The sequence below is a fragment of the Legionella tucsonensis genome, assembly GCF_001468035.1.
Classification (GTDB): Bacteria; Pseudomonadota; Gammaproteobacteria; order Legionellales; family Legionellaceae; genus Legionella; species Legionella tucsonensis.
Genome location: NZ_LNZA01000001.1, coordinates 1,109,822 through 1,132,774, shown reverse-complemented (window position 1 = coordinate 1,132,774; position 22,953 = coordinate 1,109,822). Strand labels below are relative to the sequence as shown.

The window sequence follows — 22,953 nt, the reverse complement described above, 5'->3', positions numbered from 1 at the left end:
GGACAAAAGCCCGAACAAAGTCTGTTCTAAGATTCCATAGGCAGCCAAAGTGAATTTTCCTTGGCACATTTTTTTGCAAGTTCATACCCTGCATCTGCATGACGCATAACCCCAGTAGCAGGATCGTTATAGAGTACTCTTGTCAAACGTTTTGCCGCTTTCTCTGTGCCATCCGCAACAATCACAACTCCAGCATGTTGTGAAAATCCCATGCCTACTCCACCACCATGATGAATGCTAACCCAAGTTGCACCACTCGCACAATTTAATAAAGCGTTGAGTAAAGGCCAATCAGATACTGCATCACTACCATCAATCATTCCTTCAGTTTCACGATTAGGGCTTGCTACTGAACCAGAGTCTAAATGATCCCGTCCTATAACTATAGGTGCTTTAACATCACTATTACGAACCATTTCATTAAAAGCCAATGCTAAACGAGCACGATCTTTTAACCCAACCCAACATATACGTGCAGGTAATCCCTGAAACGCAATTTTTTCCTTTGCCATATCCAACCAATTATGCAGATGATTATTGTCTGGAATTAATTTTTTTACCATTTCATCAGTAGCATAAATATCTTCAGGATCTCCTGATAAAGCAACCCATCTGAAAGGCCCGATTCCTTCACAAAATAAAGGCCGGATATACGCAGGAACAAAACCTTCAAACTCAAAAGCATTTTTTTCTCCCGCTTCAAAGGCCATTTGCCTTATATTATTCCCGTAATCAAAAACCGGAATGCCTCTTTTTTGGAATTCAAGCATCGCATGTACCTGTACGGCCATAGATTGTTTTGCTGCTGTAACTACTTCATCCGGTGCAGTTTTACGCAATTTTGCTGCCTGCTCTAATGTCCATCCAGCAGGAAGATATCCATTTAAGGGATCATGAGCACTCGTTTGGTCAGTAACTAAAGCTGGAGAAACTCCACGCTGCACCAGCTGAGGAAAAATTTCTGCAGCATTTCCCAAAACAGCAACAGATAAAGGGCTTTTCTTTTGGCACGATTCATTTATCCATGCCAAGGCTTCATCCAAGTCCATTGTATATCGATCTAAGTATTTTGTTTTAATACGTTTTTCTATTCTGGATATATCGCATTCAACAGCCAATACACTAGCTCCTGCCATGGTACCGGCTAAAGTTTGTGCTCCCCCCATTCCTCCTAAACCACCAGTTAAAATCCAACGTCCTTCTAAGCTTCCTGCATAGTGTTTACGCGCAGCGGCGACAAAAGTTTCATAAGTTCCTTGTACAATGCCTTGCGAACCTATATAAATCCAGCTTCCTGCAGTCATCTGACCATACATCATCAGACCTTTTTTATCCAATTCATTGAAATGCTCCCAAGTAGCCCAGCGCGGGACTAAATTAGAGTTGGCAATAAGAACTCGAGGCGCATCCTCATGAGTGGTAAAAACTCCAACAGGTTTACCTGACTGAATTAACAGGGTTTGTTGATCATTTAATGTCTTCAGAACATCTACAATTTTGTTAAAACACTCCCAATTACGAGCAGCCTTACCCAAACCTCCGTAGACAATTAGAGAATCTGGGTCTTCTGCCACATCCGGGTCAAGATTATTGCACAGCATACGAAGCGCTGCTTCTGTGAGCCAGCTTTTGGCTTGTCTGTCGCTTCCTTTATTTGCTCTAATTATTCGATTTTTCTTGTAGTCTTCCATTAAGAAATGCCCCATACGAAATAAAATAGAAGCATCATACACCAGAGCCATTTCAGAACATAGATATCAATTTAAAGGTAAAATATTTCTTTAATATGCTTAGCTTCCGAAGTATTATAATAATTAAACATTTTGATTATTATGATTGCTAATAACCGCTCAAAATGAGCTTCGAGAGAACACATTGTCTATGATGTCCCATAATGCTATGTTACAATTGACCCCACTCTAACTCACATGTTTAAGATATAGTGCACACCAACTCTGAAAAACACCCAAAGTCACTCCGTATTTTTTTCGCAACCGAAATGTGGGAACGATATGGCTTTTATGTAGTTCAATCCCTTTTGGCACTTTATTTAGCCTTACATTTCAAATGGCCTGACGAGCAAGTTTATGCATTAGTTGGTTCATTTACTGCCTTAACCTATCTTTCTCCCGTAATAGGAGGCTGGATTGCGGATAAATTAATAGGTCAAAAACGTGCTGTTTTACTCGGTGCAGTTGTACTTTTCGTGAGTTATTGTATCTTGTCTCTAGTCGATAATGCTACTGTACTTACGGGATCTCTTGCAGCAATTGCCGTTGGAACAGGTTTATTAAAGCCTAACATTTCATCGCTTTTGGGAAATGAATATCTTACGAGCTCAGCACGTCGTGAGAGCGGTTTTACAATTTTTTATATGGGAATTACTACAGGGATTATTTTAGGAACCACTTTACCGAGTATTTTAAATGAGCATTTTGGCTGGGTTGCCTCTTTCGTCAGTGCCGCAATCGGAATGATCGTAGCCTTTATCGTTTTTTTGCATGGCATCAAAAAATACAATATTAAAGACTACAATCCTTTTGTTTTTCAATATAAAAAAATCGTTGCCGCTACTCTCTTAATGATATTCCTGTGGTCCTTATCGTTTTATATTTTAAACTCACCTCAATTAGCCAATCTTATATTCGGACTTGTCGTATTATTTTCAGCAGGTTATATTTTATATTCTGTCAGTGGAGAAAATACCAATCAATCTCGTCAAACTCTAGTGATTGGTTTATTGTGCATCATTTCAGTTGTATTCTGGTCTTTCTACTTTCAAATGTTTATGTCATTGACTCTGTTTATTTCACGTGTTGTTGAACCAACATTTCTTGGTATTTACTTCCCGCCACCTTATTATGTAACGATTCAAAGCGTGGGAATGCTAATTATTGGTTACTTTCTCTCGAAGAAAAACCCTAAACTAAACTTAGTGGAGCGTGGATTAAGTATCGGTAAAAAATTTCTGCTTGCCATATTTATTACAACTGCAGCTTATGCAATTATTGCATTAGCCAGCAATTTCACTGACAAGAATGCGTTACTCTCTCCACTTTTAATTATTCCAGCTTATTTAATGTTTTCATTGGCTGAGCTCCTGTTATCTCCAGTTGGATTATCTGCAATTACACTTCTTGCAGACAAAAACAAAGTGAGTACCCTAATGGGCATCTTTTTTGTTTCTCTGGGCATCGGAGGGTTTTTATCAGGTAAGCTGGCTTCATTAACAGCTGTTCCTTCGGGTGAAACAAATATTGCAGCATTAAAAACGCTTTATGCTGCAGCATTTACTCAACAACTAGGGATACTGTTTATTGCTGCTTTATGCTGCTTGATCTTATTTGCAGTAATCAAATTCTTATTAACTCATGTGCGTTTAACTGATTAATCATCTAGTGGATGAAACAAAATGAAATATAGATTCCATTCTTGTTTCAGCTAACCGCGCAAACAAATAAATAATCTTATGATTAATATTGGTTTTTTTTATTTTTCAACAATTTTTCATACAATTGAGTTACGTGCGCTCCCTAAAGCCCTTTTTATATAGAAAAAATACTGTTATCATTCAGCGCTTTTTATTAATGATTAGCTAATTTATGTCAGATCAAAACCCAATGTTAACTAAACTGTTACAGCTGCTTGATGACAATCAGGCTATCGATGTTAAAGTAATTGATGTTCGAAAACAAACGACAATTACTGATTATATGATTATTGCTTCAGGGCGCTCTTCTCGGCATGTTAAAGCAATTGCACAAAAAATAATGGAGGATATGAAGTCCACAGGCACTCATGCCATGAATTGTACGGGACTGGAAACTGGTGATTGGGTTCTTATTGACTTTAGTGACTTTATCATTCACGTCATGCAGCCTGAATACAGGCAATACTATAATCTAGAAGGTCTGTGGGAAGAGTCGTCCAAAGATTAAATATCGTTATGTTAAAAATCACCATCATCACTATAGGCAATAAAATGCCCGACTGGGTTACCCAAGGGGCTAATGAGTATGCCAAACGATTAAATGATGGTGTTCAACTCAAACTCATTGAAATACCATTGATTCGCCGCGGTAAATCATCAGACTTATTGCGAATATTAGAAAAGGAATCTGCACTTATCCAAGATGCATTACCCAATAATGCACGAATTATTGCTCTGGATATTGAAGGTAAAGCGTTTAGCAGCGAAGAATTGGCACTTAAGATATCTCAATTACAACAAATACATAGTCACTTCTGCTTTATAATCGGTGGTCCTGAGGGTCTATCTCAAAACATCCTCAAGTTATGTAACGAACGCTGGTCTCTATCAAGGCTTACCCTTCCTCATCCACTCGTACGTATTATTTTACTGGAAACCTTATATAGAGCCTTGTCTATTATTAACAATCATCCTTATCATAAGTAATGTATTATAGTGATGCGACGAAGCTATAGTAAACAAACTCATTTTAAGTTACTATGCAGTTTTCCAGTCCAGCTTAACTGACCGTGCGTCAATGAGTCGAAATCAGTTTTTTAAAAATTATCGCTCTGAATCCCAGCATCAACTTTTTAGAATTAACCTGCTGGTGGCTTTCCTTATTATTTTGTCTTTAATCCTTGTTTTAAGGCTGGCATTTTTGCAAATTTCCGAATTTAAAAAGTATCAAACCCTATCTTTAAAAAATCAAATGAGTATTATTCCAATTGCTCCACCTAGAGGAGTTATTCTTGATAGAAACGGCGTATTGCTTGCAGAAAACATACCTGTTTATGTTCTGGAAATTATCCCTGAGCATGTTAAAAATATGGATCAAACATTAGCTGAATTACAAAAATTAATTCCTTCGATTACAGAAGAAGATCTCAAAAATTTCAAACGTACCAGAAAGCAAAACCGCTCTTTTGTACCCATACCTGTTAAATTAAAATTAACACAAGAGGAGGTAGCGCTTTTTGCCATCAACCAATATCATTTTCCTGGCGTCAGCATTAAAGCACGTTTGATGCGTCATTACCCCTTAGGTGAGATAACTGCTCATGTTCTGGGTTATGTTGGTCGAATCAATGTTGAGGAATTAAGGGCAGTAGATCCAACCAATTATCGAGCTACAAACTTTATTGGAAAGGCTGGTGTTGAAAAATATTACGAGGATGTACTTCATGGTAAAGTTGGATACCAAATGGTAGAAACCGACGTCAGTGGGCGCACGCTAAGAGTTATTGATAAAATTAACCCTCATTCAGGAGAAAAACTTTATTTAAGTATTGATATCAGGCTTCAACAAGCAGCTTATGAAGCACTCAAAGAGAAACGAGGTGCAGTTGTCGTGATTAACTCTAAAAATGGTGAAGTCTTAGCCATGGCGAGTTCTCCAAGTTTTGATCCCAATATTTTTGTCGGTGGTGTGAGTGCTAAAGAATACAAAAAATTGTCAAATACCTTACAAAGACCATTATTTAATCGAGCGGTGCGCGGTGTATATCCTCCTGCATCAACAATTAAACCATTTGTTGGCCTAGCAGGTTTAGATAAAGGATTTATTACCACTACAACAACTATTTATGATCCAGGTCGATTTAAACTTCCTACTGCTAGCCACATCTATAGAGATTGGAAAAAAACAGGCCATGGAATGATTAATTTTAAAAGAGCAATCACCGTTTCCTGTGATACTTATTTTTACCAACTAGGAAATAAAATGGGTATTTCCAATATTGAAGATATGCTCGTAAAATTTGGTTTGGGCCATTTAAGCCATATCGATCTTTATGAAGAAGCTGCAGGTATCGTACCTAGCTTACGTTGGAAAAAACAAACTAAAGGAGTTTCTTGGTATCCTGGTGATACCTTGATAACTTCTATAGGTCAAGGTTTTATGCTTGCTACACCATTACAAATAGCGAATGCGACAGCATCGTTAAGCCAACATGGACAACGGTTTAGGCCTCATTTATTAACGAAAACTGTCAATAGTGACAGTGGCGAGATAAAACAATACAAACCTGTTGAGGAATATCCAATTTACCTAAAAGATGAAGCAAACTGGGATATCGTTGCAGACGCAATGCACAACGTTTTAACCAGCAATGAGGGAACAGGTTATCGATTTGGACGCAATCCCCCTTACCCAGTTGCGGGAAAAACCGGTACAGCACAAGTATTTAGCGGCAGACAATATGAAAAAGTAAAATATGAAGACATCCCTGAAGCATTACGGGACAACTCATTGTTCATTGCATTTACTCCGGTGGAAGAACCTGAAATTGCACTAGCAGTTGTTGTAGAGAACGATGTTGCTGCGCCCACAGTTGCACGTAAAGTGCTTGACACATACTATCAACTTTATCCGATGAAGGCTCATGAACAGAAGACACACTAAACCCGTTTACCGGTTTACCACAAAATCACTTCATTTAGATCTTCCCTTATTGGGGTTACTTCTTTTATTGATAAGCTTTGGTCTTTTAATTTTGTACAGCGCCTCCAATGCGAATACAAGTATGATCTTGCGCCAATCAATGAGACTTATCTTTGCATCGCTCATTATGATTGTGCTCGGGTTTATTCCTCCTCATAAATATAAAATATGGACTCCATGGATATATAGCGTAGGATTGACTTTATTAATTGCCGTGATGCTTATGGGGAAAATTGGGAAAGGAGCTCAGCGCTGGCTTGAATTGGGTTTATTTCGCTTTCAACCTTCTGAAATCATGAAATTGGCTGTCCCTATGATGGCTGCTTGGTACTTTGACCGACAAGCTCGACCCAGCACCTTTAAATCTCTTGCTGTTGCCGGACTCATTATCTGCGTTCCCGTACTGCTTATTGCAAAACAACCCGACTTAGGGACTGCGATTATGGTAGCTGCTGCTGGACTATGTGTTGTATTTTTAGCTGGGATTCGTTTTAAAGTTATTTTGTTGCTCGTACTCCTAATAGGCTCTGCCATTCCCGTGGTCTGGCATGTAATGCATGATTATCAAAAACAACGTGTTTATACTCTGCTTGATCCAGAGCAAGATCCACTAGGCGCAGGATATCATATTATCCAATCCAAGATTGCCATTGGTTCAGGTGGACTTGCTGGAAAAGGTTGGTTACAAGGAAGCCAATCTCATCTTAATTTCTTACCTGAACATGCTACGGACTTTATCTTTGCAGTAACAAGTGAAGAGTTTGGCTTCGCAGGTGGATTTGCCATTATTGCTCTTATTGTTATGACCTCTCTTAGAAGCCTGAACATCGCATCCCATGCCCAAACGACATATACTCGTCTTTTAGCTGCAAGTCTTGCCATGTCATTTTTTATGTCTGGCTTTGTCAATATTGGCATGGTTATGGGAATCATTCCGGTTGTGGGCATTCCCTTGCCTTTAGTCAGCTATGGGGGTACTGCAATGGTTACATTTTTAGCGAGCTTTGGGATCTTGATGTCCATTAGTTCACATAAAATTTTATTTAATAGTTTAAATTGATTGTAGTTTGAGTGGTCTTAGTATTTTTTAGCCCGGTTCCGCTATGGCGCGCAACCGGGCTAGGAAATTAAAGCAATGCTGCTACGCGTTCATAACTTCGCCGATGAATCTCGCATGGCCCAAGTCGATTTAATGCTTCTCGATGAACAGCGGTCGCATATCCTTTATGTTCTGCAAACCCATATCCGGGATAAATCGCATCAAACGCTACCATTTCTGCATCTCGAAATACTTTTGCAAGAATTGAGGCAGCACTAATTTCAGGGATTAAATTATCACCTTGCACAATTGCCTTGCAAGGAACACTTAATTTTGGCATGTATATGCCATCAACTAATACGTAGTCTGGTTTGATTGTCAAAGCTTCAACTGCACGCTGCATCGCCAGCAAAGTTGCATGATGGATATTCAAGATATCAATTTCATCTACCTCTGCTCTGCCATATGCATAAGCAATGGCCTGCTCCTTTATTTGTACGGATAATAATTCACGTTTTTTCGCACTCAATTTTTTCGAGTCGGCAAGACCCTCTATGGGATCTTTTAAAATAACTGCAGCAGTGACCACTGCGCCTGCCAAAGGACCACGTCCTACTTCATCTACGCCAGCTATAAGCATAATATTCTTCTCTTTCCTTAATCAGTATAGTCATGGGGCATTAACGCTGGCTAATAATACTCTTATAAAATTGATTTATCATCCAATAAATGCGATCATGCGCACAAATAATTGACATATGAAGATAATGAGTAAAATTCGCTGTGCAGTCATCGGTGTAGGTTATTTAGGTAAATTTCATGCACAAAAATATCAACTGATTCCGAATGCAGAGTTAATTGGGATTTGTGACCTGAATCAAAGCATATTGGAGGCAGCATCACAGGAATTGCATGTCCCTGGCTATAACGATTACCATGACTTGTTTGACAAAGTTGATGCAGTAAGTATTGCGGCAACAACGAACAAGCATTTCGAAGTTGCTAAAGCTTTTTTAGAGCAAGGCATCCATGTTTTAATTGAAAAACCAATTACTGAAACAGTAGCTCAAGCAAAAGAATTAATTCAACTTGCCGAAAAACACCAGGTAAAAATACAGGTTGGACATCTTGAGCGTTTTAATTCAGTGCGGTTGGCTTTGGATGAATATTTACAAACACCTTTATTTATTGAATCAGAACGTTTAGCTCCATTTAAAACACGTGGTGCTGACGTTAATGTGATTCTTGATGTCATGATCCATGATATTGATTTAATTCAAAATATGGTTAAAAGCCCAATCGTCTCAATCCTTGCCCAAGGCACACCTGTACTTACAAAAGCAATTGATATAGCCAATGCTCGAATTACATTTGCCAATGGGTGCGTGGCTAATCTTACAGCCAGTCGAGTCAGTTTTAAAATAGAGCGCAAGACAAGGATATTCCAAAAGAACTCCTATCTTTCAATTGACTATCAGAGTAAAAAACTTGCTGTATTTAAAAAAGGAACTGGTGAAATGTTTCCCGGAATTCCTGATATTCTTCGAGAAGAAAAAGAGTATGAGCAAGGTGATGCATTATTTGAAGAAATAAAATCATTCATCAAATGCATCCAAGAAGACACTACCCCTCTTGTAACTGGTGAAGACGGCCTCCACGCACTTGATGTTGCAGAAACAATAACTTCGCTTATCCAGAATAACTTAATTGAACGTCATGCAAGAATCTAAACGCATTAGACTTTTTTTTTCCAAACTCGCTGCAGTGAGGAAAGTACAAGGAGAAACGGAGCGAAGAAATGGATTGTGCACGAAGTCACATGAGGATTCGACAACCGTATCGACGAAGCAATTTTTCAATGAAATAGAGTTTAGGAAAAAGTCTATTGTCATTATAGCGGGTGAAGAATCGGGTGATGTCCATGCATCGGTTTTGATTCGCCAATTAAAGGCTGCCTATTCTAATATCGAAATTAGTGGAATTGGCGGCAAACACATGCAGGAAGCTGGAGCCCAAATAATTTCAGATTTAGCTCGTTTTGGTGTTACTGGACTTACAGCGGTTATCCGCAATCTTAATGTAATTCGCAAGGCATTTCTGGCAATTAAAAAACATTTAAATCAGCAAAAGCCGGATCTACTTATTTTAGTAGATTATCCGGGCTTTAATTTAAGACTGGCAAAATATGCAAAACAAAAATTAGGGATTAAGATTCTGTATTACATCAGCCCCCAAATTTGGGCCTGGAAAGCTAATCGCATTCATCTTATCAAAAAATGCATTGACCAAATGGCAGTTATTTTGCCTTTTGAAAAAATTATCTATGAGAAAGCTCAAGTTCCAGTTAGTTTTGTTGGTCATCCTTTAATAGAAAAAATTGCATCTGTTGATGACCTCCATTCACAACGCAAAGCGTTAGGTCTTCCTCAGGAAGCAAACATTTTTACTCTTCTTCCCGGAAGTCGTGCTAATGAAATAAAATATCATATGCCGGTGTTGCGTGACACCGCTCTAATTTTGCAACAACGCTATCCAAATTTGCATTTTGTAATTCCCATTGCAGATACAATTAATCCAGAAAAAATCAAACATTATTTTTCTAATCTAAATTTACCTATTAGCTTTGTACAAGGCCATGCAGTGCACTGCATGGCTGCCGCAAATTTTGTTATCGTTGCTTCAGGAACTGCCTCTCTTGAGTGTGCTTTATTAGAAAAACCGATGTGTATTATTTACAGATCTTCCTTTCTTTCCTATGTATTGGCGATGAGATTTATCAAAGTCAAGTTTTTTGGTCTATGCAATCTTTTAGCGAATAAAATGATTATTCCTGAGTTTTTGCAATACGATTGCAATGCTCATGAATTGACCCGTTATGTTGATCTTTTTTTCAATGATCCAGAGCAACCTACGAAAATGATTTCCCATTTAAATAGGGTAAAAAACTCATTGTCCTCAGAAAAATCCGATCGCTCATTATTTAATCTTGTGGCCAATGAATTGCTCGAAAAAAATGCATAGTTTTCTCTTAAAAATATAGAATATCAATTATCCTTCATGTACAATTAATTTTGCTTTCATTTTGAATGTTAGCAATTGGAATGTTGATTTAATTAATAATAAGGAAGTTAAGATGACTGTCATTGAAACACCTGAAGCTACTTTAAGCATAACGAAACAAGACCAAGGTCTGCAAGATTTAGTCTATAGTTTAGTTACTCGTTTTCTCGCCGAAAATAAAAGTAAAAGCATTGATGATCTTTACGATATGATATTATCTGAGGTTGAGCCTCCATTACTTCAAGCAGTAATGGAAAAGCGTCGTGGCAATCAATTGCAGGCTGCTAAGATGCTAGGCATTAGCCGTGGTACAATTAGAAAGAAACTCCAAAGATATTTTGGAACTAAATATTTTCGTTTAACTGACGAATAATTAAATTTAAACTCGAAAATTGCTTATACCTAAAAAAGGCTCGATATTCGAGCCTTTTTTTTGCAATAAACATAAACTGGCTTTTTTAATGATAAAAATGATACTTATTGGCTCTCTAATGCACTTATATAAAATGTGCGTGCCAAATATTTTACAAAAGGAATTTGAGTATGTCGTTATCAACATTAAATCTTGAGCTTTCAGTTGAACAAATAACGGATAAGTACATTGAGAGTTCTAACTATTTTATTTTGCGTAATTCATGTATTAATTCATCGCCAATTCCTTTTGTAACCAGCGAAATTAAGGACCAACTATCTTACATTCTTCAAGTTGATCAACAGGAGTCAGCATCTCATTTAACATTGGCTGCCTGCAAAAAACAATCTCAATATGATTTGGATGAGCAAAAACGTGATTATCAAGAGTCAGAGGATGATTCTCTTTTAGATACACATTTATATTTTCAATTGGAACTTATCCAGGAGAAAATAAGATCTATAGAAACAGAGATACAACAGGACAATGAAAATATTCATTGTATTCAAACCCGCATCAAAAACATTGAGGAAGACGAAAAAACTCATCACCATCACTCTCATCCAGAGACAGTGGATACTGTTTCAAAAACCTCTCATGAACATCCTCATCCAGAAACAGTCGAGCAACGAGATGATAAAACCCATACTCACCCAGAAGACGATTCGCATTTAAAAACACCCCATGCTCATTCGCGTGTACAACATATGCACCCAGAAACTAATTTAGAGCTGCAAAAAAACACTCTTACAAAAGAATTAAGCTCACTCCAAAAAGTCTTAAAGAGCGACCAATTACGTCATCAACAATTGACTGAAAGTTACGATAGAGTAAGAGAAAATCTTTTGGAATTAACCGAAAAGAGACAACAAAGACAGATGCGAGCCGAAGTACGAAATAAAAGAGCAGTAGCACGTTTGACCGATGATCCTGCTTTATTGCAGCTCTCAGAAGAAAACCGTCATTTACTCAAAGAAGCTATAGAGACAGAGCACAAAAAACTGCATCAAAAAAAAGAACAATTGATGCAGCGAGCTATTGAGATAAGCTATCAAACTTATCTTACACGTCTTGAAATTTATTTGCAATCAACAGTAAGTCGAAATTATCAAGAAAATGAAGCACTAAAACAAATAATTCAATTCATGCGTGAATACCTTTTAATCATAGCAGAAGAACAAAAAATAAGATTAACACGAAATAACACTTTTCTTGAGAAAGAAAAAATAGTAAAGGATAAGTCTCAAACAGAAAAAAAAGTGGAACAATTGAAACAATCAAATCCAGCACTAGCATTACAGAATATAAGTTTAGGAAAAGAAAATGAACAATTAGAAATCTCCATCCAAGAGCGCGGTAGCTATAAGAATACTCTTCTCAAAATAGGTTTATTCTTCTTTTTGTTGTCGGCTGGAGGAGCCTGCACCGGTGTAACCGTTGCGGGAGGCATTCTTGCAGTAACTGCTCTGTTTATGGTTCCAGCTGCAGTGCTTGCTGTCATTATGTTAAGTCTGTTTATTGCTGCATTGATCTACACAATTAAAAACAGTATAGACAGCAATCAGTTAACTAAAAATCAAACAATTATAAAAGATAATATTGCAACAATTTCCCAACAAGATAGTGAAATGATGTTGCTTGAAAGTCAAATACTGCCTGAACTAGCAAAAAAAATAAGTGAAGCTGAACATAATCTGAGCATGCTTGATAAAAGCATTGAGAGGTTACACCAACATGCTGAATTAAAATTAAACACAGCAAAACAAGTAACAGTGCAATTTCCAAGCAGCCAGCTACCGTTTATTGGACAAACCTCTCAACGTACACATCAAGATACATATCAAAATTCAATTAAAACGCCAACCCCATTCATAGATGACTTAACAGAGAGAAATGCATTTACCCATCAATAATTAAATCGTAGCCTGGGCTCTTTATATCTTGGGTGGGATAACGGAACTTGGGAATACTGAAACTTATAAAAAACCCGGGCTACGGTTCATACCTTCACCCAGGCTACACCACACCATATTAAACTGCAGATGAAACCAATAATTTATTAACTCGATTTACAAAATCCGCAGGATTATCTAATTGACCACCTTCAGCCAAAACTGCTTGTTCAAACAACATAGTGACCCATAATTCAAATAAATTATCATCCTGAATATCATGTAAGTGTTTAATTAACTGATGTTCAGGATTTATTTCAAATACAGGCTTACTCATAGGAACCTGCTGACCAGCAGCCTGCAGAATACGTTGCATTTCTAACCCCATATCTTGCTCATCTGCAACAACACAAGCAGGTGAGTCAGTCAGTCTGTTTGTTACCATCACATCCTTAACTCGTGTATCCAAAACGCTCTTAATATGTTTTAGCAAAGGTTCAAGTGTTTTTTCTTGCTCTTTTATTTGCTCGGGTGACTCATCTCCTAGCTCTACCTTTCCTTTGGAAATGGACTGGAGTTTATTTCCAGCATACTCACTTAAATAACCAACCAGCCACTCATCAACTTTGTCGCTAAGTAACAATACTTCAATTCCTTTTTTTCTAAAAATTTCCAGGTGAGGGCTGTTTTTAGCCGCGTTGTAACTGGAGGCAGTGATGTAATAAATTTTGTCCTGTCCTTCTTTCATACGACTGATGTACTCATCCAAGGTGGCCTCTTGTTTCTCAGAATCAGTCGTCGTTGTTGCAAAACGTAGCAATTTGGCAATAGCCTCTTTATTGGTAAAGTCTTCAATTGGTCCTTCTTTTAAAACCAATCCAAATTCATTCCAAAACTTTTGATAGGTTTCCTTATCCTGGGTACTCATTTTTTCAAGCATAGCTAAAATACGTTTTGTACATGCAGAGCGGATGCTCTCTACTTGTTTATTGTCTTGTAAAATTTCTCGCGACACATTAAGGGGTAAGTCACTTGCATCGACTATACCTTTTACAAAACGCAAATAGCGAGGTAAAAATTGAGTTGCATCGTCCATAATAAAAACACGCTTAACATAAAGTTTTAAGCCATGTTGGACTTCATGTTGCCACAAATCAAATGGTGCATGTGCTGGAATATAAAGCAAAGAAATATAATCATTCTTTCCTTCTACATGGTTGTGTGACCAAATGAGTGGATCTTGAAAGTCATGAGAAATATGCTTATAAAGTTGTTTATACTCTTCATCAGTAATATCCGACTTTTGCATTGTCCATAAAGCAGTTGCCTTATTTACAGTTTCATATTCGTTTGATTCTTTATCATCCTGAGAGATTTTTTTCATAATGATTGGCCAGCAAATATGATCTGAATATTTACTGATAATGCTGCGCAGACGCCAATTGCTGAGAAACTCATCATTTTCGTCTTTAATATGTAAGGTTATTTCAGTACCACGAGTTGCTTTATTTTCAGAAGCAATGGTAAATTCCCCTTCGCCATTAGATTCCCAAATAATTCCCTCTCCAGGTTTTACTCCAGCACGCCGACTTTTAACAGTTACCTTATCAGCAACAATAAATGCTGAGTAAAATCCCACGCCAAATTGTCCGATTAACTGAGAGTCTTTTGCGCTTTCTCCAGTTAAATGGCTCATGAATTCTTTGGTACCCGATTTCGCGATTGTACCTAAATTTTCAACAGCCTCATCCCAACTTAAGCCAATACCATTATCTTTAATCGTTATCGTTTTCAACTTCTCATTAACATCAATAGTAACTCTTAAATCAGAATCATTTTCATACAGTGCACCGTTTGATAAAGCTAAGAATCTTAATTTATCCAACGCATCAGAAGCATTAGAAATTAACTCACGTAAAAATATTTCCTTGTTGCTATAAAGTGAATGCACTACCAAATGCAACATCTGCTTTACTTCTGCTTGAAAGCCCATGGTTTGTTGCTTACTTGACATTTACCTCTCCTATGACACATTTCTAAATGATGTATGTCATATAGGGTTTGATTTGATAAATTTCAAGGGGGAAAAGAATGAAATTTAATATACAAATTATTCGTAATTAAACCCAGGCATCGTTAAGGTACCTCCGGAATGAATAATCAATACATTACCTTTCAATTGTTCGGCTTTGATATATTTCCTTGACTCATAAAATAGCTTTGCAGCATAAATAGGGTCAGCCAAAATCCCCTCTTCTCGTGCCAGACGTTTTATTTCATTTTTAATGGTTTGATTCACTGAGCCGAAAGCTTTGGCTGTAGTAGGATAAAAACAAAGAAAATTCTGGGGAATTAATTCAAGCCATTGCTTTAATTTATTTCGAAACGCGAGTTCATCATCAGCCAACAACAATACATAAACCTGAGCAGAATGCTCTAATCGCTTCAGACCTTTAATGAGTGCAGCAGCAGAAAAGCCTGTTCCCGAGTCAATAAAAATATGTTGAAACGTAGATCCCAATGAATACTCATTTAAAATAATATCATCAGCAAGGGTTAACGCACCGTTCATCGCTTGAGAAACACTTGCGCCTTCCTGTAAAACAAATCCAGACTCATTTAATGCCAGTAGATAATTATCTGCCAGCTCATTAACTTTTGACCAGTCGTCACGTGAAACCCAGACAATTTCCCGTTCTTCAAGAAATAAACGACTTAATTTATAATTCCCGCGCAGCTCCAATTTCCAAGGCTGTATCAAAAAGGCAGTTACTCTCAGCTTAAATTCTCGCGCTAATTGTAATGCAGCAAGTAAATTGTTGGATTGAGGTCCAGCAATAATAATTAAGTGCTGTATTTCTTGCTCAATCAAAAAAGGGAAAAGACTGGCATACTTACGTAATTTTGAACCACTGATACCACAACCTAATTCATCATCTCTTTTAACATAGCAACTCACTTCATCATCAGGAAATTTGTTTAAATGATGTACACGACTGGATAGATTCCACATAGATTAAATTTTCGTTTCATTAATAAGCATCTCGTACAAAATCAAGATGACTCTTAGTCGAGGTTGACTCTTGGAATTTATAACCCAGTTCATTAAATTGCTTCAGGTGCTCCAAATCATCAATTTGATTTTGCATGAGAAACTTAGCTATTGTCCCGCGCGCCTTTTTAGCATGAATACCAATCATTTTCATTTGATCATTCTTTTTTTCATAAAAATTGACTGTGATAATTGGATAATTTAATCCCTTTTCATCCACAGCTTTAAAATATTCGCTGGATGCCAGATTAATCAACACCGGATTTTTTTGCGTTGCTAACTGTTGATTTAGTATACTAGTTACTGTTTCCTGCCAAAAATCGTATAAATTTTTACCCGCAGGATTCTGTAATCGTACTCCCATTTCAAGCCTGTAAGGCTGGATATTATCTAAGGGCCTTAATAAACCATAAAGCCCAGACAAAATTCTCAAATGATCTTGAGAATAGTCAACTGTCTTTTGTTCCCAGCTGAAAGCTTTTAAACCCTGGTAAACATCTCCCTGAAACAAAAATAAAGCGGGATATGCGTGCAATGATACTTTATCACCCATATAAAAATCATGGTAACGATTATAATTTAATTCAGCCAAATTCTTAGATAAATCCATCAAAGCGGCGATATCGTCAACTGATTTGGTTTTCATTAACTTAACGAGAGTATTCGTTTTATCTGTAAACAGAGGCGTGGATGTCACTCCAGAATAGGGCTTGGAATTATTTAATAATTTTTTAGCTGGTGATAATAAAATAATCATAATCAATCCATAGAAATTTAACGTGCAGTACCAGGAACCATACCAACCCGCGGTCTAAAAACATAAATAGTTATGGGCTCACTAGTATCAATCACATTTCCATCCGCATCAACAATTTGCACTGCCAAAGTATGCGATCCCCTATACATATCATTTACTTCAAACACTGGATTCACTTGCGGTTCACCAAGAGTTCCGCTATCGTAAATCAATTGTAGCCTATCTCCTGGACGCAAATCAGGCTCCACCTCAGTAGTTACGACGACAAAACCTTGATTATTACGAATTGTTGCCCCAGTTTTCGGTTGGGTAATAGCGATTTTAGTGTACGAATGATTTAACTTTACCGTATCATCTTCATCTATTTGCTCAGGTTTTTGTGCTGGAGTTTGAGTCGAAGGAGGTGGTGAGGAAAAACTTTGTGTCTCGGGAATAATCACAGTTTCAGCTCCCTGACGTGGAGTGTCACTGAAATGAACATTTCCTTGACTATCAGTCCATTTGTAAATTTGCGTCGCATAAGATGCAACGCAAATTACCATCATCAATGATAGGGAGACAAAAAATTTATCCATTACCATTATTCCTATAGGCTGTAATACAACTCAAACTCATAAGGATGGGTCAAACTTCTAATTTTACTGATTTCCTCTTCCTTCATGCTAATATAATTATTAATAAAATCCTGAGTAAATACGTCGCCTTGTAATAAGAAATCGTGATCCACTTTCAGATTTTCCATAGCTTGCTCCAAAGAAGCACATACTGTGGGTACATCTACAAGTTCTTCTGGAGGCAAATCATATAGATCTTTATCCATAGCTTGGCCGGGATGAATTTTCTTTTGGATACCATCTAATCCTGCCATCATCATAGCAGCAAATGCTAGATAGGGATTCGCAGTAGGATCAGGGAAGCGTACTTCGATACGGCGCGCTTTAGGATTATTCACATGAGGAATACGAATTGCAGCAGATCGGTTTCTTGCTGAATAAGCCAATAGAACTGGGGCTTCAAATCCAGGAACTAAACGTTTATAACTGTTGGTTGATGGATTAGTAAATGCATTTAAAGCACGTGCATGCTTAATTATTCCACCTATATAATAAAGTGCCATTTCGGAAAGACCGCCATATTGATCACCAGAAAATAGATTCACGCCGTCTTTGGCTAATGATTGATGGCAATGCATACCGCTTCCATTATCACCAACTAAAGGCTTGGGCATAAAAGTAGCTGTTTTACCGTAATTATGTGCAACGTTATGAACTACATATTTTAAAATCTGTAATTCATCCGCCTTCTTTGTCAATGTATTAAATCGTGTAGCAATTTCACATTGGTTTGCTGTGGCTACTTCATGGTGATGTGCTTCAACAACAGTTCCCAATGACTCAAGGATCAAGCTCATTGCTGAACGCATATCATGAGAAGAGTCTACTGGAGGAACGGGGAAATAGCCGCCTTTTACTGCAGGGCGATGACCAATATTACCCCCTTCTAATTCTTTTCCTGAATACCATTGTGCTTCTTCTGAATCAATTTTATAAAAAGAACCACCAATGGTTGTTTCCCATTGTACACTATCAAAGACAAAAAACTCGGGCTCGGGTCCAAAATAGGCTGTATCGGCAATGCCAGTAGATTGCAAGTAAGCTTCGGCACGCAACGCCAGTGATCGGGGACAACGTTCATATCCCATCATGGTTTTGGGGTCTACGACATTGCATCGAATAAATAGTGTGTTGTCTTGAAAGAACGGGTCAAGTTTCATGGTTTCCAAGTCAGGCATCAAAGCCAAATCAGACTGGTGAATTTTTTGCCAACCTTTAAAAGAAGATCCGTCGATCATTTTTCCATTTTCAATAAAATCATTATCCACTGATGATATTGGGATGGTTATATGTTGTTCTTTACCACGTATGTCCGTAAACCGCAGGTCAACTAATTTGGCATCAAGTTCCTTAATCGCCTCAAGTGCTGTATTTTTGCTCATTATTGCTCTCCAGGATAGTCTGGCTGTATAGTGTACCTTAAGTGACATATTAAACCCAATAGATTAAACTCTATGTTTTACCATCAACCATAAAAAATATGGGTGCATACCAATATCAGGCGCTTCAAAAAAATGGCAATGCGGCTAAGGGTGTGCTGGAAGCAGACTCTGAGCGTCACGCCCGCCAACTTTTGCGTGATCAGGGATTAATTCCAACTCAAGTTCGTGTGTTGACTCAACAACGTATAGGGAGTCATACCAAAAGCAAAATTTCCGCAGCAGATCTTGCTCTATTTACACGGCAATTAGCCACATTGCTTGCTGCCGGAATTCCAGTTGAAGAATCATTACGTGGAGTGAGTGAGCAAACAGAAAAAGACAAAGTCAGAGAACTTATTATAGGTGTTCGTGCAAAAGTACTTGAAGGTTATGGATTAGCGCAGGCCATGGCTCAATTTCCATCTGCATTCCCCGAGTTATATCGTGCTACTGTTGGTTCAGGAGAACAAACCGGTCGCCTTGATGTGGTTTTAGAAAAATTAGCGGATTATACTGAAAACCAACAGCAGACAAGGCAGAAAGTTCAGCAAGCGCTGATTTATCCGCTGATTATGATTATTGTTTCAATTGCTATTATTAGTTTTTTACTAAGTTTTGTTGTCCCTAAAATTATTGAAGTCTTTACCAGCGGCGGACAAACCTTGCCTGAAATGACTTTATTATTAATTAATATAAGTCACTTCGTTAAAAATTATGGCCTTTATACCTTAATTGTACTTATCCTGTTGATGTTTGCCTTTAAGAAAAGCCTGAGCAATGAAAAGATTAAAATTGCTTGGCATCGTCTGTTATTAAAGCTTCCTATAATTTCATATTTAGTAAAAACAGTTAATGTTTCGCGTTACATTCATACTTTTGGTATACTTTTCGCAGCAGGAGTAAGTGTTCTAGAAACAATGCGCGTTGCAGCAAGTCTAGTAACCAATGTCGTTATGCGGCAATCCTTTGATACTGCAACAGTTAAAGTTAGGGAAGGATGTGGTATTAATGAGGCTTTAAAAGAAACGGGTTATATTAGTCCGATGGCAATTCATTTAATTGGCAGCGGTGAAAAAAGCGGCCAACTGTCAAACATGATGGAACGGGCTGCCGCTCACCTGGACAATGAAGTCAAACGGCTAATTGATACATCATTGACTTTATTAGAGCCTATGGTGATCCTGTTGATGGGGGCAGTCGTTTTGTTTATTGTTTTAGCTACTTTATTACCTATTTTTTCAATGGAGCAGTTAATTACTTAAAGCCCAAACGTGAGCCTTCACGTTATCCAATCCAGTTTAAAATCGGAGTAAAAATGAATAGACAACAAGGGTTCTCATTAATTGAAATTATGGTAGTGGTCGTTATATTGGGTATTCTCGCTTCTATAGTTGTACCTAAAATTATGGGCCGTCCTGATGAAGCGCGAAAAGTTAAAGCCAAACAAGATGTACTTGCCATCCAAAACGCATTGGATTTATACAAATTAGACAATGGTAATTATCCCACTACGGACCAAGGCTTGGCAGCCCTCGTTGAGAAACCCACATCAAATCCAGTACCCAACAATTGGAAGCAATATCTCAAGTCACTTCCCACAGATCCTTGGGGCAGAGATTACCTTTATTTAAATCCTGGTCAACACGGTGATATTGATGTTTTCACCTACGGCGCTGAAGGACAACCCGGAGGTACAGGTATTAATGCCGAAATTGGTAACTGGGATGAGAAAAAACAGTAGATTTCTTCGGAAACTTATTACAGAGAGAGAAGCACGAGGAAGCACGGAGCGTAAAATTTCATCGTACGCGCAGCGCACCGTATCGACAAAGCTACTGCCAGTCTCCAAGAGGTCTAATCAAGGTTTTACCCTGATTGAAATCTTGATTGTTTTGGTGATTATAGGCATAACCTTTGGTTTTGCCTTAATTGCCTTTGGTGATTTTGGTGAAGGTCGGCGTATTTTATTTTCTGCAGAACAATTAGTTAATACGCTTCGTCTAGCCCAACAGCAAGCTATTTTGGGGACCAATACTTTGGGTCTGCGTATTGATAACAACGGTTATCAAGTGGTTCAACTGTACAACAACGCTCAATGGAAACCTATTTCCGATAAGGGGGTGTTTAAAATGATATATTTTCCCCAGGATACACGTATTATTTTGAAAACCAGTAATCCAACTCCAGCAGGAAACCCTCTCATCATTATTTCTGCCTCAGGAGATATGACACCATTTACCTTGAGTTTTGGTAGTAAGCAAGACAACAACTTAGCTTTGCTTATCGGCAAACGCAATGGAGAACTCCAATTTAACATTGGTAAACATTAAATGAGCACATACCATAGAAAACCTCTTTCAAATGAATCGGGATTCACTCTAATTGAGGTTTTATTAGCGCTTTCCATAATAGCGATTGCATTAACTGCTTTGCTGAAAGCGATATCACAAAATGTAGAAACTACCCGACGTATAAAAGAAAAAACAGTAAGTCATTGGGTTGCCATGCAAGGCGTGGCAATGATCCAGCTCAATTTACTCCAGATTAATCAAAGTCAGGAAACAACCCAAGATACAACCATGTTGAATGAACACTGGTACTGGAGAGCGAAAGTAAGCTCAACACCACTAAAAAACATTCAAAAAATAGTTATTTCAGTCAGCCCAGAAAAAATAGGGCCTTTTAGAGAGGAACTGCAAGCTTTCAGGTATGTACTATGAAAAAAAATGAAACGTCCCGAAAACTTAATGGCTTTACTTTGATTGAAATTTTAATTGCACTTGCCGTATTTGCTATTCTGGCAACAATTACTACCTCCGTATTATATAATGCATTTACAACACGCTCTCGAGTTAATGAGCAAAGTGAACGTCTCAGTGAATTGCAACTTGCAATAAGCCTCATTCAACAAGATACACGCCAAATCGTAGAGCGCGCTATTCGTAGTAATGAAATGCAGTTATTACCTGCTTTTATAGGACAAACAAATTACGTGGAATTTACGCGCGATGGTAATATAAATCCTGGCAGTATTGAAAAACGCAGTACACTAAAACGGGTTGCATATGTTTGCCAACAAGGAGCATTAATCCGTAGAACTTGGAGTAGTCTCGACATAATCAATCAAAAAAACCATGAAGATAAGCTCTTGCTGAGTCGCCTTACTCACTGTCATTTTGGTTATTTAAATCAAAATTTACAAATACTTCCTGAATGGAGGGAACAAGCTGTAACCTTAAATCAGAGTAAAGAGCCGTTTCCCAAAGCCATACAATTTAATATGACTTTGCAGGAACAGGGTGAAATAAATTTACTTTTTATTCTACCGGGTGCGCTGTATGCTGCAAATTAAAACCATAAAAGGAAGCGCCTTACTTACCGCACTCTTTATTATGACTTTGGTTGCAATTGTAGCCACAGCCATGAGTACCAAAGTGCAATTAGATATTTACCGTACAAAACTTATACTCACTCATGACAGAGTTTATCTTGCCTCACAAGTAGTTACTTTTTGGGCACTTAGTGAGTTAAATAATAAAAAGAATAAATTTGCCAAAGCCGATGCACAAGGAATAGTAAGTGTGTTTCCCCGCAACATGGAAAATATAGACAGCACTGTTACCTTAAAAGGTGCACTTTATGATTTACAAGCTCAATACAATATTAATAACTTAGAAAATAGAAAATCCATGTTAGGATTTATAAATCTTATTGGGGTAGCTTTACCACAAACACCGGAAACAGAAAGAGTTAAGCTCACTCTTGCAATTAATGATTGGCTCTCATCCTATGATTTGGCACGCGGTAAGGACAATTATCTATCCTATTATATGAGCCAAAAAACCCCTTATTATCCCAGTCATCAACTTATGAGCAGCAAATCCGAGTTACGTCTGATCAAAGATGTGAGCGCTCCCCTTTATTTAACGCTAGAGCCTTTAATTACAACTTTACCAGAGTCTACGCCAATTAATATCAATACAGCGCCGATAAAAGTTCTCAAGTCACTAAGCAGTTCAATGAAAGAAACTCAACTCAATGAATTAATCAAGGCAAGAAAAGAAAATGGAATTAAAGATCTAGGCAAAGTCTCTGAAATACTCAAAAAACTTAATATAGCTAATGACCAAATAACCCTAGATAGTACTTACTTTCTTAGTATCGCTTCTGCCACCAGCGATAATGTTAATTTAACTGTATATACTATGTTAAAACGAAGTCGTGATAAAAATCAAAAAATCTCAGTCAATGTGTTAAGGGAAAGTTTCAATATTTTCTAATCTGAGAGATATT

The 22,953-nt window shown here is 37.7% G+C and carries 22 protein-coding genes; 15 read left to right on the top strand and 7 right to left on the bottom strand.

Annotated features, from left to right (window positions below):
* Positions 1-26 precede the first annotated feature (26 nt).
* On the bottom strand, positions 27-1,691 hold the full coding sequence (gene hutU, locus Ltuc_RS04885; protein WP_058520188.1) for a urocanate hydratase: 1,665 nt from the start codon (positions 1,689-1,691) through the stop codon (positions 27-29).
* Between the two features lie 251 nt (positions 1,692-1,942).
* Between hutU and Ltuc_RS04880 the strand changes: the two genes are divergently transcribed.
* The 5 genes from Ltuc_RS04880 (at position 1,943) to rodA (ending at position 7,473) form a co-directional block, all read left to right on the top strand.
* Positions 1,943-3,391, top strand: a complete 1,449-nt coding sequence (locus Ltuc_RS04880) for a peptide MFS transporter (RefSeq protein ID WP_083498040.1) — start codon at positions 1,943-1,945, stop codon at positions 3,389-3,391.
* A gap of 211 nt (positions 3,392-3,602) precedes the next feature.
* On the top strand, positions 3,603-3,938 hold the full coding sequence (rsfS, locus tag Ltuc_RS04875; protein WP_058520187.1) for a ribosome silencing factor: 336 nt from the start codon (positions 3,603-3,605) through the stop codon (positions 3,936-3,938).
* An 8-nt stretch (positions 3,939-3,946) separates the two neighbouring features.
* The gene (rlmH, locus tag Ltuc_RS04870) at positions 3,947-4,417 is read left to right on the top strand and encodes a 23S rRNA (pseudouridine(1915)-N(3))-methyltransferase RlmH (protein ID WP_058520186.1); all 471 of its coding nucleotides are present in this window, start codon (positions 3,947-3,949) and stop codon (positions 4,415-4,417) included.
* Positions 4,418-4,508: 91 nt separating this feature from the next.
* Positions 4,509-6,374, top strand: coding sequence for a penicillin-binding protein 2 (mrdA, locus tag Ltuc_RS04865; RefSeq protein WP_058520185.1), 1,866 nt, complete (start codon positions 4,509-4,511; stop codon positions 6,372-6,374).
* Positions 6,355-7,473, top strand: coding sequence for a rod shape-determining protein RodA (gene rodA / locus Ltuc_RS04860; RefSeq protein ID WP_058520184.1), 1,119 nt, complete (start codon positions 6,355-6,357; stop codon positions 7,471-7,473). The genes mrdA and rodA overlap by 20 nt, the downstream gene beginning before the upstream one ends.
* A 67-nt stretch (positions 7,474-7,540) precedes the next feature.
* Here the strand turns inward: rodA and rnhB are convergent, their stop codons facing one another.
* A complete protein-coding gene (gene rnhB / locus Ltuc_RS04855) occupies positions 7,541-8,092 on the bottom strand; it encodes a ribonuclease HII (protein ID WP_058520183.1) in 552 nt (183 codons plus the stop codon).
* Between the two features lie 127 nt (positions 8,093-8,219).
* Between rnhB and Ltuc_RS04850 the strand changes: the two genes are divergently transcribed.
* The 4 genes from Ltuc_RS04850 to Ltuc_RS04835 all read left to right on the top strand — a co-directional run bounded on the left by Ltuc_RS04850 (position 8,220) and on the right by Ltuc_RS04835 (position 12,837).
* Positions 8,220-9,182, top strand: a complete 963-nt coding sequence (locus Ltuc_RS04850) for a Gfo/Idh/MocA family protein (RefSeq protein ID WP_058520182.1) — start codon at positions 8,220-8,222, stop codon at positions 9,180-9,182.
* A complete protein-coding gene (lpxB, locus tag Ltuc_RS04845; RefSeq protein ID WP_238584068.1) occupies positions 9,169-10,473 on the top strand; it encodes a lipid-A-disaccharide synthase in 1,305 nt (434 codons plus the stop codon). Before Ltuc_RS04850 ends, lpxB begins: the two co-directional genes overlap by 14 nt.
* A gap of 112 nt (positions 10,474-10,585) precedes the next feature.
* Positions 10,586-10,885 (top strand): helix-turn-helix domain-containing protein, encoded by a 300-nt coding sequence (locus Ltuc_RS04840; RefSeq protein WP_019232137.1) that lies wholly within the window; start codon positions 10,586-10,588, stop codon positions 10,883-10,885.
* A gap of 170 nt (positions 10,886-11,055) precedes the next feature.
* Positions 11,056-12,837, top strand: a complete 1,782-nt coding sequence (locus Ltuc_RS04835) for a hypothetical protein (protein ID WP_058520181.1) — start codon at positions 11,056-11,058, stop codon at positions 12,835-12,837.
* A 118-nt stretch (positions 12,838-12,955) separates the two neighbouring features.
* Here the strand turns inward: Ltuc_RS04835 and htpG are convergent, their stop codons facing one another.
* From htpG to glnA, 5 genes are all read right to left on the bottom strand, one after another.
* The gene (gene htpG, locus Ltuc_RS04830) at positions 12,956-14,830 is read right to left on the bottom strand and encodes a molecular chaperone HtpG (RefSeq protein WP_058520180.1); all 1,875 of its coding nucleotides are present in this window, start codon (positions 14,828-14,830) and stop codon (positions 12,956-12,958) included.
* Positions 14,831-14,926: 96 nt separating this feature from the next.
* A complete protein-coding gene (locus Ltuc_RS04825; protein WP_058520179.1) occupies positions 14,927-15,829 on the bottom strand; it encodes a hypothetical protein in 903 nt (300 codons plus the stop codon).
* Between the two features lie 19 nt (positions 15,830-15,848).
* Complete coding sequence (gene yaaA / locus Ltuc_RS04820; RefSeq protein ID WP_058520178.1) at positions 15,849-16,625, bottom strand: peroxide stress protein YaaA; 777 nt, start codon at positions 16,623-16,625, stop codon at positions 15,849-15,851.
* 17 nt (positions 16,626-16,642) lie between these two features.
* Complete coding sequence (locus tag Ltuc_RS04815) at positions 16,643-17,200, bottom strand: DUF4124 domain-containing protein (RefSeq protein WP_058520177.1); 558 nt, start codon at positions 17,198-17,200, stop codon at positions 16,643-16,645.
* An 11-nt stretch (positions 17,201-17,211) separates the two neighbouring features.
* Positions 17,212-18,621, bottom strand: a complete 1,410-nt coding sequence (gene glnA, locus Ltuc_RS04810; protein WP_058520176.1) for a type I glutamate--ammonia ligase — start codon at positions 18,619-18,621, stop codon at positions 17,212-17,214.
* A gap of 98 nt (positions 18,622-18,719) precedes the next feature.
* On the opposite strand from glnA, the gene lspF reads away from it, so the two are divergent.
* The 6 genes from lspF to gspK are packed head-to-tail and all read left to right on the top strand — an operon-like array spanning position 18,720 to position 22,940.
* Positions 18,720-19,922 carry a GspF family T2SS innner membrane protein variant LspF gene (lspF, locus tag Ltuc_RS04805; RefSeq protein WP_058520175.1) on the top strand — a complete coding sequence of 401 codons (1,203 nt, stop codon included), beginning with the start codon at positions 18,720-18,722 and terminating at the stop codon, positions 19,920-19,922.
* A 53-nt stretch (positions 19,923-19,975) separates the two neighbouring features.
* On the top strand, positions 19,976-20,401 hold the full coding sequence (gene lspG / locus Ltuc_RS04800) for a GspG family T2SS major pseudopilin variant LspG (protein ID WP_058520174.1): 426 nt from the start codon (positions 19,976-19,978) through the stop codon (positions 20,399-20,401).
* Complete coding sequence (gene gspH / locus Ltuc_RS04795; protein ID WP_083498039.1) at positions 20,385-20,990, top strand: type II secretion system minor pseudopilin GspH; 606 nt, start codon at positions 20,385-20,387, stop codon at positions 20,988-20,990. The genes lspG and gspH overlap by 17 nt, the downstream gene beginning before the upstream one ends.
* The gene (gene gspI / locus Ltuc_RS04790; protein WP_058520173.1) at positions 20,991-21,380 is read left to right on the top strand and encodes a type II secretion system minor pseudopilin GspI; all 390 of its coding nucleotides are present in this window, start codon (positions 20,991-20,993) and stop codon (positions 21,378-21,380) included.
* Positions 21,377-22,012: a GspJ family T2SS minor pseudopilin variant LspJ gene (gene lspJ / locus Ltuc_RS04785; protein ID WP_058520172.1), complete on the top strand. Its 636-nt coding sequence runs from the start codon at positions 21,377-21,379 to the stop codon at positions 22,010-22,012. Before gspI ends, lspJ begins: the two co-directional genes overlap by 4 nt.
* Positions 21,999-22,940 (top strand): type II secretion system minor pseudopilin GspK, encoded by a 942-nt coding sequence (gspK, locus tag Ltuc_RS04780; RefSeq protein ID WP_058520171.1) that lies wholly within the window; start codon positions 21,999-22,001, stop codon positions 22,938-22,940. The genes lspJ and gspK overlap by 14 nt, the downstream gene beginning before the upstream one ends.
* Positions 22,941-22,953: the final 13 nt, after the last annotated feature.

Bases quoted from the DNA above. Each gene is read 5' to 3' on its own strand.
- rodA (WP_058520184.1), top strand. From the start codon at position 6,355: ATGAACAGAAGACACACTAAACCCGTTTACCGGTTTACCACAAAATCA.
- hutU (WP_058520188.1), bottom strand. From the start codon at position 1,691: ATGGAAGACTACAAGAAAAATCGAATAATTAGAGCAAATAAAGGAAGC.
- gspI (WP_058520173.1), top strand. From the start codon at position 20,991: ATGAGCACATACCATAGAAAACCTCTTTCAAATGAATCGGGATTCACT.
- gspK (WP_058520171.1), top strand. From the start codon at position 21,999: ATGCTGCAAATTAAAACCATAAAAGGAAGCGCCTTACTTACCGCACTC.
- rlmH (WP_058520186.1), top strand. From the start codon at position 3,947: ATGTTAAAAATCACCATCATCACTATAGGCAATAAAATGCCCGACTGG.
- rsfS (WP_058520187.1), top strand. From the start codon at position 3,603: ATGTCAGATCAAAACCCAATGTTAACTAAACTGTTACAGCTGCTTGAT.
- Ltuc_RS04825 (WP_058520179.1), bottom strand. From the start codon at position 15,829: ATGTGGAATCTATCCAGTCGTGTACATCATTTAAACAAATTTCCTGAT.
- htpG (WP_058520180.1), bottom strand. From the start codon at position 14,830: ATGTCAAGTAAGCAACAAACCATGGGCTTTCAAGCAGAAGTAAAGCAG.
- Ltuc_RS04840 (WP_019232137.1), top strand. From the start codon at position 10,586: ATGACTGTCATTGAAACACCTGAAGCTACTTTAAGCATAACGAAACAA.
- gspH (WP_083498039.1), top strand. From the start codon at position 20,385: ATGAGAAAAAACAGTAGATTTCTTCGGAAACTTATTACAGAGAGAGAA.
- Ltuc_RS04815 (WP_058520177.1), bottom strand. From the start codon at position 17,200: ATGGATAAATTTTTTGTCTCCCTATCATTGATGATGGTAATTTGCGTT.
- Ltuc_RS04850 (WP_058520182.1), top strand. From the start codon at position 8,220: ATGAGTAAAATTCGCTGTGCAGTCATCGGTGTAGGTTATTTAGGTAAA.
- lspG (WP_058520174.1), top strand. From the start codon at position 19,976: ATGAATAGACAACAAGGGTTCTCATTAATTGAAATTATGGTAGTGGTC.
- yaaA (WP_058520178.1), bottom strand. From the start codon at position 16,625: ATGATTATTTTATTATCACCAGCTAAAAAATTATTAAATAATTCCAAG.
- mrdA (WP_058520185.1), top strand. From the start codon at position 4,509: ATGAGTCGAAATCAGTTTTTTAAAAATTATCGCTCTGAATCCCAGCAT.
- lspJ (WP_058520172.1), top strand. From the start codon at position 21,377: ATGAAAAAAAATGAAACGTCCCGAAAACTTAATGGCTTTACTTTGATT.
- lpxB (WP_238584068.1), top strand. From the start codon at position 9,169: ATGCAAGAATCTAAACGCATTAGACTTTTTTTTTCCAAACTCGCTGCA.
- rnhB (WP_058520183.1), bottom strand. From the start codon at position 8,092: ATGCTTATAGCTGGCGTAGATGAAGTAGGACGTGGTCCTTTGGCAGGC.
- glnA (WP_058520176.1), bottom strand. From the start codon at position 18,621: ATGAGCAAAAATACAGCACTTGAGGCGATTAAGGAACTTGATGCCAAA.
- lspF (WP_058520175.1), top strand. From the start codon at position 18,720: ATGGGTGCATACCAATATCAGGCGCTTCAAAAAAATGGCAATGCGGCT.
- Ltuc_RS04835 (WP_058520181.1), top strand. From the start codon at position 11,056: ATGTCGTTATCAACATTAAATCTTGAGCTTTCAGTTGAACAAATAACG.